Origin of the sequence: Helicobacter sp. 11-8110, assembly GCF_003288905.1 — a bacterium.
Taxonomy (GTDB): Bacteria; Campylobacterota; Campylobacteria; order Campylobacterales; family Helicobacteraceae; genus Helicobacter_D; species Helicobacter_D colisuis.
Map to the genome: position 1 here is coordinate 43,616 of NZ_NHYL01000008.1, position 12,204 is coordinate 55,819.

At 35.3% G+C, this 12,204-nt stretch carries 9 protein-coding genes and 1 pseudogene; 2 read left to right on the top strand and 8 right to left on the bottom strand.

What is annotated here, in order from left to right:
* The first annotated feature begins 6 nt into the window (after positions 1-6).
* Positions 7-3,132, top strand: a complete 3,126-nt coding sequence (locus CCY98_RS07080; protein WP_112057863.1) for a multidrug efflux RND transporter permease subunit — start codon at positions 7-9, stop codon at positions 3,130-3,132.
* Entirely contained in the window at positions 3,125-4,525 is a 1,401-nt protein-coding gene (locus CCY98_RS07085) for an efflux transporter outer membrane subunit (protein ID WP_112057864.1), read from the top strand. The genes CCY98_RS07080 and CCY98_RS07085 overlap by 8 nt, the downstream gene beginning before the upstream one ends.
* A gap of 26 nt (positions 4,526-4,551) precedes the next feature.
* Here CCY98_RS07085 and CCY98_RS07090 read toward each other — a convergent pair whose 3' ends face one another.
* From CCY98_RS07090 to CCY98_RS07125, 8 genes and pseudogenes are all read right to left on the bottom strand, one after another.
* Positions 4,552-5,274: an SIMPL domain-containing protein gene (locus CCY98_RS07090; protein WP_112057865.1), complete on the bottom strand. Its 723-nt coding sequence runs from the start codon at positions 5,272-5,274 to the stop codon at positions 4,552-4,554.
* A 72-nt stretch (positions 5,275-5,346) separates the two neighbouring features.
* Positions 5,347-5,700, bottom strand: a complete 354-nt coding sequence (rplT, locus tag CCY98_RS07095) for a 50S ribosomal protein L20 (protein WP_006655207.1) — start codon at positions 5,698-5,700, stop codon at positions 5,347-5,349.
* Positions 5,701-5,793: 93 nt separating this feature from the next.
* Positions 5,794-5,988, bottom strand: a complete 195-nt coding sequence (rpmI, locus tag CCY98_RS07100) for a 50S ribosomal protein L35 (RefSeq protein ID WP_006655208.1) — start codon at positions 5,986-5,988, stop codon at positions 5,794-5,796.
* A 25-nt stretch (positions 5,989-6,013) separates the two neighbouring features.
* The gene (gene infC / locus CCY98_RS07105) at positions 6,014-6,529 is read right to left on the bottom strand and encodes a translation initiation factor IF-3 (RefSeq protein WP_112057866.1); all 516 of its coding nucleotides are present in this window, start codon (positions 6,527-6,529) and stop codon (positions 6,014-6,016) included.
* Positions 6,526-8,346: a threonine--tRNA ligase gene (gene thrS, locus CCY98_RS07110; RefSeq protein ID WP_258439766.1), complete on the bottom strand. Its 1,821-nt coding sequence runs from the start codon at positions 8,344-8,346 to the stop codon at positions 6,526-6,528. Before thrS ends, infC begins: the two co-directional genes overlap by 4 nt.
* Before the next feature lie 101 nt (positions 8,347-8,447).
* The gene (gene ccsA / locus CCY98_RS07115; protein WP_112057868.1) at positions 8,448-11,240 is read right to left on the bottom strand and encodes a cytochrome c biogenesis protein CcsA; all 2,793 of its coding nucleotides are present in this window, start codon (positions 11,238-11,240) and stop codon (positions 8,448-8,450) included.
* Positions 11,241-11,304: 64 nt separating this feature from the next.
* Positions 11,305-11,901, bottom strand: coding sequence for a thioredoxin family protein (locus tag CCY98_RS07120; protein WP_112057869.1), 597 nt, complete (start codon positions 11,899-11,901; stop codon positions 11,305-11,307).
* A gap of 39 nt (positions 11,902-11,940) precedes the next feature.
* A pseudogene (locus tag CCY98_RS07125) lies at positions 11,941-12,204 on the bottom strand (alpha-2,3-sialyltransferase); the annotation flags it as partial.

The window sequence follows — 12,204 nt, forward strand, 5'->3', positions numbered from 1 at the left end:
AAATCAATGTTTTCTAAATTTTTTATCAATCGCCCAGTTTTAGCGATGGTAATGTCTATTATTATTGTCATTGCGGGAGGATTATCTATTGCTTCGCTTGCAGTTGAGGAGTATCCGCAAGTTACACCACCGCAAGTTGTGGTTCAAGCAACTTATCCTGGTGCGAGTGCGGAAGTGATTTCTTCTAGTGTGGCTAGTATTTTAGAAAATAGTATCAATGGGGTAGAGGGAATGATTTACATGCAGTCTTCTTCTACTTCAAGTGGTAGTTTAAGCATTAATATTTATTTTACAAATGAGACAGATCCTGATCAAGCAACTATTAATGTTAATAATCGCGTCCAAGCTGTTATGAGTTCTCTACCTCAAGAAGTGCAAAGACAAGGAGTAACGGTAGATAAACGATCTTCTACTATTTTGGCAGTCTATTCACTTTTTTCTGATTCTCCTGCTCATGATACCACTTTTATTGCCAATTATGCGGCGATTAACATTTTAGAGGAATTAAAAAGGGTTCCAGGAGTGGGTGATGCAACACTTTTTAGTCGTCAAGAATATTCTATGCGGATTTGGCTCTCCCCTGATAAACTCACTAAATACAATCTAACTCCAGCAGAAGTTATTGCTCTTGTGCAAGAGCAAAATTCACAATTTGCCGCAGGATTTTTTGGTCAAGAACCTGTTAGAAAAGATTTGGATTTTACTTACACGGTAACAACTCAAGGAAGATTCACAACTCCTGAAGAATTTGGAAATATTCTAGTGCGCACAAATCCTGATGGATCTTCGCTATTGCTTAAAGATCTAGCAAGAATAGAGTTAGGAGCAGAAGATTATAGTGTGAATGCGTTTTATAATGGGCGTCCTGCTGTTGCCTTTGGATTGTTTTTGCAGCCTGGAGCAAATGCTTTGAGTGTTGCTGAGGGAGTAGCAAAAAAAATAAAAGAACTCTCTCAATCTTTTCCAGAAGGGTTGCAATATGCAATTCCTTATGACACGACTTCTTTTGTTGATGTTTCGGTAAAGGAAGTAATTAAAACCTTTATTGAAGCCATAATTTTGGTTATTATTGTTATTTACTTCTTTCTGCAAAATTTTAGGGCAACTATTATCCCTGTGCTTGCGATTCCAGTCTCAATTATTGGGACTTTTGCAGGAATGTATTTGCTTGGATTTTCAATTAACCTTTTGACACTTTTTGGCTTAATTTTGGCTATTGGGATTGTGGTAGATGATGCGATTATTGTAATTGAAAATGTTGAGAGGCTTATTTCTGAAGAGAATCTTTCAGTAAAAGATGCCACCATTAAAGCAATGGAGGAAATAGCAAGTCCTGTTGTGGCAATTGTTTTGGTTTTATCAGCAGTTTTTATTCCTATTGCTTTTATTGGGGGGTTTAGTGGAGAGATTTATAAGCAGTTTGCTATTACCATTGTTATTTCTGTGGTTATTTCTGGATTTGTAGCTTTAACTCTTACCCCTGCTCTTTGTGTTTCTATTTTAAAAAAGATTGAACCTAAGCCATTTTGGATTGTAAAGAAATTTAATGATTTCTTTACTTGGCTTACGCATCAATTCACTGATAAGGTTGCCCATGCTATTAGGCGTGGAGTATTTTATGTGATTTTGTTTGTAGGATTGCTTGCGGTAACTTATGGTTTATTTACAAGAGTGCCAACTGGACTTGTTCCAGCTGAAGATAAGGGAATGCTTATTGTCTCTATGAAACTCCCACCTGCAACTGCTCTAAGCAAAACGTCAGATACAGCTTCTTTTATGGAAAGCACCATTCGAAACAATCCTAATGTAGAGGCGGTTATGGCATTGGCGGGTTATGATATGCTTTCAAGTGCGGTGAGAACCTTTGGAGGAACTGCTTTTGTAAAGCTTAAAGATTGGGATTTGCGAAAAGAAGAAAGTCAAAAATCTCAAGTATTAGCACAGAGTTTAACAGGGCAGTTAATGCAGAATCCTAATGCGGTTATTTTTGCTTTAAATCCACCTCCAATTATGGGGCTTAGCTTGACAGATGGTTTTGAGATATATATTCAAAACCGCACGGGAGGCTCAATTCAAGATTTGCAAAAATACACGCAAATGGTTTTGCAAGAAGCACAAAAGCGCCCTGAATTAACCGGAGTAAGAACGACTTTGAGCGTGGATATTCCACAATACAATGTTAAGCTTGATAGGCAAAAAGCCAAATCACTTGGTGTGAATATTGATGATGTATTCTCTACGCTTCAAGCGACTTTTGGCTCTTATTATGTGAATGATTTTAATCTTTATGGTCGAACTTTTAAGGTAAGTATGCAATCTGAAAGTGCCTTTAGAGAATCACCGGATAATTTGCGTGATGTTTTTGTTCGATCTAATAATGGTGATTTGATACCCATTAGCTCGTTAGTTACTTTTGAGAGGATTATTGGAGCTGATGTGCTAGAGCGCTTTAATCTTTTCCCAGCAGCAAAGCTTATGGGAGATGCAGCGCAGGGTTATTCCTCAGGGGATGCGCTAAAGGCAATTGAAGAAGTTGCTAATCAAGTTTTACCCCAAGGGTATTCTATAGCGTTTTCAGGTAGCTCTTATCAGGAGAAAAATGCAGGTGGTACAGGTGCAATTGCATTTATTTTTGGATTGATTTTTGTTTTCTTGATTCTTGCAGCACAATATGAGCGGTGGTTGATGCCATTAGCAGTTTTAACAGCTGTGCCTTTTGCTGTTTTTGGTGCGATTTTGGCTACTTGGTTAAGAGGATTAAATAATGACATTTACTTTCAAATTGGACTTGTAATGCTTATTGCACTATCAGCTAAAAATGCAATTTTGATCATTGAGTTTGCAATGGAAGCAAGAGAGAAGCATGGCAAAAATATCTATGATTCTGCAGTGGAGGCAGCAAGATTGCGATTCCGTCCTATTGTGATGACTTCTTTGGCTTTCACCATAGGTGTTTTGCCACTTGTTGTAAGTAGTGGTGCAGGAGCTGCTAGTCGTCATGCTATTGGAACAGGGGTTCTTGGTGGAATGTTGGCAGCGACTTTCATTGCTACTTTTTTTATTCCTCTTTTTTATACTTATTTTGCGAGATTTGGAGAATTTCTTGGTAGTTTAAGGAAAAAGCATGAATAAGACAATATTAGTTTGGATTGGTTTGGGACTTTTGATTGGTGGTTGTTCTTTGTCTCCCAAATATGAACAACCAAAAGCAAATTTACCACAAGATTTTGGCGTGGAATATTCTAACGAAACCATTAGTCAAACTTGGTGGAAAGACTTTGGCGATGAATATCTTAATGGTATTGTTGAAGAAGCCTTAAAGAATAATTATGATCTTGCCGTTGCAATGGAAAGAGTTTCTCAAGCAAGAAGTTCATGGGGATATGCAAGAAGTGATAGATACCCTTCTTTATCTGCTCAAGGTGAAGCAACAAGAAATAAGAAAAATCCAAAACAAGGAGAGTTTGACAATTATAATAATTTTTCCTTGAGCGGTATTTTGAGCTTTGAGTTAGACTTGTGGGGTAGGGCTAGAGATGCTGATAGAAGCGCTTATGCGACTTTGTTAGCTAGTAAGGCTAATCGCGATACGATTCGATTGAGTTTGATTGCTAATGTGGTAGAGAGTTATTTTGGAGTATTGACTTTAAATAATCAAGTGCAAATCTCTCAAAATACGCTTTTAAGCCGAGAAGAGAGCTATCAATATCGCAAAAAAGAATTTGAAGCTGGAAAAATTTCAGAAATTGATATGCAGCAGGCAAGATCAGAAATGGCGTCGGTTAGGGCACAACTTCAAAGTTTGCTAATGGAGAGAAATGCTGCGCAAACAGCTTTGATGATTTTGCTTGGTAGAGATCCACAAGGAATTTTTAATGTGGCACTTCCTATGGAATCGCAAATGCTTCCTAAAGCCCCTAAAGTGCCAGTTGGATTACCTTCGACGCTTTTAGAGAAAAGACCAGATATTGAAGCAGCAGAGCAGAATCTCAAAGCGGCTAATTTTTCTATTGGTGTAGCAAGGGCAGCGTATTTTCCAACTATTTCTTTAACGGGGCTTATTGGCTATGCTAGTCCAGAATTAAACGAATTATTTAGCAATTCTACTTCAACTTGGAATTATGGTGGAAATTTTGTGAGTAATGTGATTGATTTTGGGAGAACCAGCTCTAATGTGGAGCTGACAAAATCGCAATATAGAGAAATGCTACTCAATTATGGTCAGACACTTAGACAAGCTTTTGGTGAGGTAAGAGATTCGTTGTATAATCATAGTATGAGTTTTGAGCGTTTAAATAGCCTAAATGAACAAGTTGAAGCATTAAGGAGAACATTAGTGTTAGCAGAGTTGCGTTATAGGGAAGGTTATACTAATTACCTTGAGGTTTTAACAACACAAAGCAATCTTTTTGCAGCAGAGCTAACTCAGCAAAGCGCGAATCTTGAAAATCTTTCTTCAGTGATTAATATTTATAAGGCTTTTGGTGGTGGCTGGGATAAAATCAAATATGCAGAAGAGGAATAATCAAAATCCTTTTTGTGGATTTTGATTTATTTGCAACTAAAAATAACTTTTCCCCTAGCTATTTTTTCTACTTCTTTACCTGTTGGCATGACAATATCTTCTAGGCTATTAGAATCTGATTTTGCAAGAATTGCAGTGCTATGAAGTGGCATATTCTCCATTTCCGAAATTAATCCTAAAGAAATTTCTTTAATTGTGCATCGTTTGTCTAGATTTTTAGAATAATCTTGAGCAATTGTGTTGGCTTTATCAAGCAGGGCTTGGTTAAGTTTTCTGTCTATTTTTTCTAAATCACCTTTTTGAATGATTTTGGTGATTCTTGGAATGGGCAAAAGCAAATAATCATTGGAAGCAACTTGTTTTTGAATAAAGTCTAGGATTTTATTAAAATCTTGAGACTTTTCATCTTTAAATTCACAATTTAAGCTATAACTACTCTCAAAACCTTTTTGCTCTCTTGTATTGTTTTGATATTCATAAAAAGGGCTAATATCAAAACTTCCACCTTTACAAATCGAATTGTTTTTTAAAAAAGTGTTAATGGAGTTATAGGTTTGGATGATTTTATTTTTATTTTCTAGTGAGAGATTTTTCTCCTTATGGAGTTTCTCACTTCCAATGATTTGAATAACAGAAGAATAAGTTGTGGGAGATATTTTTGTGTGAATAGAGAGATCTTGCTTAATAAGCATTTCATTTGCATTTAAAGAGAGAGTGGCAAAAAGTAAAAGTAAAGCCTTTTTATACATGGGAATCCTTGTAATTTAAGATATTGGTATTATATCTTAAATTACAAGGATTCAAAAAGAATCCTTGCCTACTTATAACGCTTTTTTGGCGCTTTCTACAATTTTTGTAAAACTTTGTGGCTCGTTCATAGCTATATCTGCTAGAATCTTACGATCTAGTGTTATCCCTGCCTTTTTTAGACCAAACATAAATCTAGAATAACTGATCGCATTGATTCTGCAAGCTGCATTAATCCTTACAATCCAAAGTTTTCTAAAGTCTCTTTTCTTTTGTTTTCTATCGCGGAAAGCATAACATAAACTTCTTTCTAATTGCTCTTTTGCTTTTCTGAAATGCTTATGTCTTGCACTATAAAATCCGCGTGCTAATTTTAAAACTTTTTTGTGGCGTCTTCTTCTAACGACACCTGTTTTTACTCTTGCCATTTTTTATTCCTTTACCATAATGTGGTGTGGTATTTCTACCAAACTTGCCCTAATTTAGGGGAATGACATACTAATGTATGAAACTTTAAATTTTTACGCCATGCAAAGCATTTTTTTAACTGATTCGCTATTGGCGCTATGAACATATTTGGGTGCATTAAGATTTGCAATTTTTCTTGGGCGCTTTTTAGTTAAGATGTGACTTTTAAAAGCTGAACCACGCTTGATAAGATTTTTTTTGAGTTTAAATCTTTTTGCGGCACCACGATTTGTTTTCATCTTTGGCATTGTTTTACTCCTTTCATAAGATAAATTATTTTTTTGGTGTTACTAACATATTAACATACCGACCTTCAATTTTATAGTCTTTGTCAATATTAGCAACATCTTCTAGCATTGCTGCAACTTTATTAAGCACTTCAAAGCCAACTTGAGGCTCACTCACTTCTCTTCCGCGCAAAAATACACGGAATCGAACATGTTTATTTTCTTTTAAAAATTCTTTGGCGTGTTTAACTTTATAGTTAATATCGTTAATTGCAATTTTTACAGAAAGTTTGATTTCTTTGATTTCAATTTGTTTTTGTTTCTTTTTTGCTTCTTTTTGTCTTTTTTCTTGCTGATAACGGAATTTTCCATAATCCATAATCTTGCATACAGGAGGCTTAGCATCAGGCGCGATTAACACCAAATCCAAACCTTTGCTTTCTGCAATTTTTAATGCTTCATCAGAGCTAATTAAGCCATATTGCTCACCATCATCGCCTACACAGCGAATCTCTGGAAAATCAATTTCCTCATTGAGGACTACATCAACATTTTTACTCAAAAGCTAACCTCATGCATTTTCTCCTTTGAAAATTTAATAAATTCATCAAATCCCATTGTGGATTGTTTTTTCTCCCTTCTGTCTCTGATAGCTATTATTCTTTCTTTTTCTTCCTTTTCTCCTAGTACGACAATCATGGGCACTTTTTGCTTCTCGGCATTCCTAATGCGCTTGTTGAGAGTTTCATTTTTGCTATCAATCTCTGCATATACATTGATATTTAAGAGTTGGTTGCGCAACTCTTTGGCATAAGATTCTTGAGCTTCTCCAAGGGGAATAATAATAATCTGCGTAGGTGCGATAAAAAAGGGAAACTCACCTCCAAAATGTTCAGTTAAAATAGCAATGAATCGTTCAAAGCTTCCTAAAATAGCTCTATGAATCATCACAGGTTGTTTTGAAGAATTACTCTCATCAGTGTATTCTAGTTTGAATCGTTCTGGTAAATTCATATCAATTTGGATAGTTCCGCATTGCCATTTTCTGCCAATTGCATCGGTGATTTTAATATCAATTTTAGGTCCATAAAATGCACCACCACCCTCATCAATTTTATAAGGAATATTGCAAGTCTCTAAGGCATTTTTTAGAGCTTGTGTGGCTTCTTCCCAAACTTCATCGCTACCAATAGATTTTTCAGGTCGTGTGGAAATCTCCATTTCATAGCTAAAATTAAAAGAATCCATAATTTTTTTAGTAAAATCAATAATATTTTCTACTTCTGTTGCAATTTGGCTAGGGCGACAGAAAATATGAGCGTCATCTTGCGTAAATTCTCTTACACGCAAAAGTCCGTGCAAAACTCCACTTTTTTCATGTCGATGCACAACTCCATATTCATAAAAACGCAAAGGTAAATCCCTATAACTGCGTAAAGTGCTTTGATAAACTTTGATATGTCCAACACAATTCATTGGTTTGATTCCGTATTCCACTCCATCAATTGTCGTAAAATACATATTTTCGCCATAATTACTATAGTGCCCACTCGTTTTCCATACAGCACTTTTTAGAATCTCTGGTCCCCTTACAGGCTCATAGCCTCTTTGAATCAAAGCTTTGGTTAAAAGTTTCTCAAGATTTCTGCGGAGACGCGCACCTTTGGGTAGCCAAATAGGTAATCCTGCACCAATTTCTTCATCAAAAGTAAAAAGCTCCATTTCGGTGCCCACTTTTCTATGGTCGCGCTTTTTGGCTTCTTCCATTTGTCGTAAATACTGATTAAGACTTTCCTTATCAGCAAAAGCGATACCATAGATTCTAACAAGCATTTCTGCTTTTTCATCACCGCCCAAATAAGCTCCAGCAATTTTAGTGAGTTTAAAGGCATTTAAGAGCTTTAAAGTAGGCAAATGAGGACCACGGCAGAGATCTTCAAAGTCACCTTGTGAATAAATGCTTAATGTCCCATCACCTTGGGGGATTCTGCTAATAACAGCTTGTTTTAAATCATCACCCTTAAATTTTTCAATAGCTTCTTGGCGTGGCAAGTGGTATTTGGTGATTTGCTCACCTTTTTTAGCAATTTCTTTCATTTTAGATTCAATTTTAGCCAAATCCTCTTCGCCAATTTTGTGATTTACTCTAAAATCATAGTAAAATCCCTCTTCTACAACTGGACCTACAAAAAATTGGGCTTCTGGATAGAGAGATTTGATCGCTTCTGCCATTAAATGTGCGCAAGTGTGACGCATAATAGCAAGTGAATCAGGGGAATTATCAAAATAAATTGGTTCGCCTTCTATTTTTAATTCAGAAGCAGTTTGTGTATCATAGATAGTATCGCTTGTTTTAAACCCAATAATTTGAGACATTATAGTTTGCCCTTTTAAAAAATTGGCTAGGATTATAGCAGAAAAAATAGAAAATATGGCTTAATCTATCCCAAAAAATAAAAAGCTTTTTGGGATATGAAAGTTTAGAAATTTAATTTTGGCGAATCTAAGTCACTTTTTCTAGCAGCGAGTAAAATTAAAAGGAAAGTTGCAGCAACAAAATAGTATAAAAATGCGGGGACAGGAATTGGATCTCCAGTAGCATAAGAATGCAATCCCGAAAGATAGAAATTAACCCCAAAATAAGTCATTAAAATTGAATAAAATGCCACAACAGATAAAGAGGCAAAAATGTAGGGATTATCACCCTTTGGCAAGAATCGTGTGTGCAAAACTATAATATACACAACAATAGAAATTAATGCCCAAGTTTCTTTGGGATCCCAACCCCAATATCTTCCCCATGATTCATTTGCCCAAACTCCACCCAAGAAGTTTCCAATCGTTAGCATTGCAAGACCCAGAATCATCGCCATTTCATTGATGGTATGTAAGGTCAGAATAGTTTTGTCTATTTGGGGATATTTTTTGCTCCTAAAGATAAAAAGCCCCAAAGTGATTGCGCCAAGCATAAAGCAAAGCCCTAGGAATCCATAGCTTGCTGTGATGATAGAGACATGGATATTAAGCCAATAGGATTTTAAGACAGGGACTAGGTTACCAATTTGTGGATTCATAAAACCTAAATGTGCCACAAAAAGTGAGATTCCTGCTAAAAAGCTTGAAGTAGCTAGGGCTAGATAACTTCGTTTAAAGAAAAATACTCCAGCAAATCCTGCTGCCCAAGCGATATAAATCATTGATTCATAGGCATTACTCCAAGGTGCGTGTCCGCCCACATACCAGCGAAGTGCAAGTCCAATGGTGTGGCATAAAACTAAAAGCGCAATAAACAAATGGAGCATTTTTGTTGTTAAGATATCAGAGTTTTTATTTCTAAAGATTTGCACCAAAACAATGATAAATAAAATGATTCCTGCCAAGATATATAAAAGCGTGAGATTATCAAAGATATTATAGTGATTTAGAAAAATTTCTAAGTCAATTTTACTAGGACTTGGGAGCAAGTCAGCACCAAATTTTTGCTGCATGTGATCTAAAGCCTCAATAGCTAAATTAGCATTTTCCCAATTATTTTCAACTAAACCTTGATGAAAGCTTGCAAAATAGGCTCTAAAGAGTTTATGAATTTGTTCTCTATCTGTTTCACTAAATCCCACCATAGCTTCTGTAGGTGCATACCAAGTAGAAGTTTCTTGGCTTAAATCAGGAATAATTCTTAAAGATTGTGCAGTGTAGATGAGATAGGCAGCATTGATTCGTTCATCAACTTCAATAATATCTTTATCAAACTGATCTCTCATAGCAGGTTTTTTGCGATTGGCTTCTTCAAGCAGGTTGAGAAGTTTGTATTGGTCTTTGTGGAATGCATCATCAAAGGCAATATATTTTTGATTCTCATCTACTCCAACAAGCTTTTTAAGCTTAGGAGTTTTAATCGCAATCATTTTAACTTTTTTAAACTCATTGGGATACATCATCATTCCTAGGAATAACTGCATATTGCTAAGCCCCAAGAAATTATCTTTTTTAGTTATTTTATGGATATATTCCATAGCAAGTGTGTCTATGGGTTTGACCCTGCCACCAAAATCTTGCACAAGAAGTTTTCCAAAGATTTTAGAATGTTGATTGGAGTTTTGCTTAAGAGTAGAAATCAAATCCAAAATACTCTCTTGTGTAATAGGGGGTAAATCTTGTTCTTGTGTGGCATTAGCATCTTTAGCATAAAGTGGTGTTTGGAGACTAAGAGCACCAAGCGCTAAAGAAGCAATAAGGGCTAGATTTTGAGCTTTGAGATAGCGACTAAGTTTATAGAAGCGACCATTTTTAGCAAAAAATGACCACAAAAGCCCTAAAGTTAGCATTGCATAGCCGATGTAAGTGGGGATTTTACCTGGGTCTTGATTCACTGATAGAATTGTTCCTTGCTCATCTTGGTCATAAGAAGACTGAAAGAATCTAAAATTGCCATAATCTAAAACATTATTCATAAAGATTCTATAAGGAGTTTCAGTTTTATTGGCTTCATCAATTACGGCTATCTCTGAAGCATAAGAAGAAGGACTCATAGAGCCTGCGTATCGTTCTAATTGAAAATCTTTTAATTCAATACTAAAAGGCAAAGTAATAGGGCGTGTTCCCCATTCTAATGCAAATTTAGCATCGCCTAAATCAAAGGGAATAGGAGTGTGATCCATAACATTTTTGACTACTTCAATAACTTCTTTGTTGTCTTGATAGCTCATTTCAACCTTTAAAATTTCTGGGCTTATTTTATCCTGCGCAGGAATGTATTCTAAGAATTTAATTTCCAAATTATCATTTCCAAAAGGCAGTTTATAATCAAATTTTTGTTGCACTAAGGGGCTGATAGTGGTTGGGAAAAAAGCGCGGTAGAATTTATCATCCATTTTAGCTAGGATAGTTAAAAATTCCTCTCGGGATTGTATAATATTGCTTTTCTCACCTTCGCGAATATGCATAATGCCCTCAAAGCCATAATAGCGAGTGATTGCAGCGCCGATAAAAATCACTACTAAAGAGGAGTGAAAAAGGAAACTCGCATATTTTTTTCGTTGCCAAGCTTTTGAAAGAATGAGTAATCCAACTAGATTTAAAACTAAAAGTAAATGCAATAAATCAAACCATTGTGTGTCATAGATTAGTGCTCTTGCAGAAGGTGTTCCATAGTCATTTTCTATGAAAGTTGCTACTGCACAAGCAGTGCCATAGCTGATTAACAAAATAAATGTAACCCAAAAATTACAAAATCCATGAATAACGCTATTAAGGAGTGTTTTTATTTGATTCATATTTGCCTTTCTGTGGAGTAAAATTGTAATTTTACTTTATTTTTAAATAACCATTGGTAAATCATTAGATATTTTGAGTTTGAAATAACTCTTGCAATTCTTTAGCAATCTCCTTCTCATCTTTGTTGTCAGAGTTTTGAGATTTGATAAATTCTAATGTCGCTAAAAATCGCTCTTTTGGCATATAGCCTGGATAAACAAAGAGAGTTTTTCCGTGAGGAGAGACAAAAACAAGTGTTGGAGTTGGCTTAATGTTGTAAAGGCGCGCTAGTTCGGAGGTTTCTTGGGCATCTTTTAGGAAATCTACAGAATGAGATTTTGAATAACTTAAGTTGATATAATAAGGTGAGTAGCTATTTTGCAAGATAGTTTTAACCTTACTATCATCGCGAATAAGTTCTTTAAGCTTATCACAATATATACAACCATTAGCAGCAAAAACTAAAAAATAGGGCTTGTTGTCTTTAGTTGTGATTTTTTGTGTTTCAAAAAATACATCAGCTACTTCTTTATAAGAATTTTTATCAACATTTTGCAAAGCATCAAGTTGTTCTTGTGTGTTTTTTGCACCACTTGAAATAATATTTGAATCAAGCTTTTCTTCGCAGCCAATCATTAAAAATGCTAAGACTAAAATAGAGAGTAAATTTTTGATTTTCATTTTTTTCCTTTCAAGTTATTTTTATAGTTACTTCTTAACTTACGCACTTCTTTTACAAAGTTGAAGTAAGCAAGGGGTAATTTGAATAATTGTGCCCCCCCCCGCAGTGTTTGCTTTAATAAAAGCTTCTCCTAGTTTATAAGTAAGACATTCTTTTTCTTTTAAAGATTCTTGATAATCGGGATAAGATTCTAGATTAGGGAGTTTAAGATTAGGATTCTTTTTAATAGCTTCTTGGTATTGTTGTTGTTCTTGTTTGTGTTTATCTTTGATATAAGATAAAACATAAGGCATTCTAATATA

What these genes read in the sequence shown, in the direction of transcription:
- CCY98_RS07080 (WP_112057863.1), top strand. Translation starts at nt 7, where the DNA reads ATGTTTTCTAAATTTTTTATCAATCGCCCAGTTTTAGCGATGGTAATG.
- CCY98_RS07085 (WP_112057864.1), top strand. Translation starts at nt 3,125, where the DNA reads ATGAATAAGACAATATTAGTTTGGATTGGTTTGGGACTTTTGATTGGT.
- CCY98_RS07090 (WP_112057865.1), bottom strand. Translation starts at nt 5,274, where the DNA reads ATGTATAAAAAGGCTTTACTTTTACTTTTTGCCACTCTCTCTTTAAAT.
- rplT (WP_006655207.1), bottom strand. Translation starts at nt 5,700, where the DNA reads ATGGCAAGAGTAAAAACAGGTGTCGTTAGAAGAAGACGCCACAAAAAA.
- rpmI (WP_006655208.1), bottom strand. Translation starts at nt 5,988, where the DNA reads ATGCCAAAGATGAAAACAAATCGTGGTGCCGCAAAAAGATTTAAACTC.
- ccsA (WP_112057868.1), bottom strand. Translation starts at nt 11,240, where the DNA reads ATGAATCAAATAAAAACACTCCTTAATAGCGTTATTCATGGATTTTGT.
- CCY98_RS07120 (WP_112057869.1), bottom strand. Translation starts at nt 11,901, where the DNA reads ATGAAAATCAAAAATTTACTCTCTATTTTAGTCTTAGCATTTTTAATG.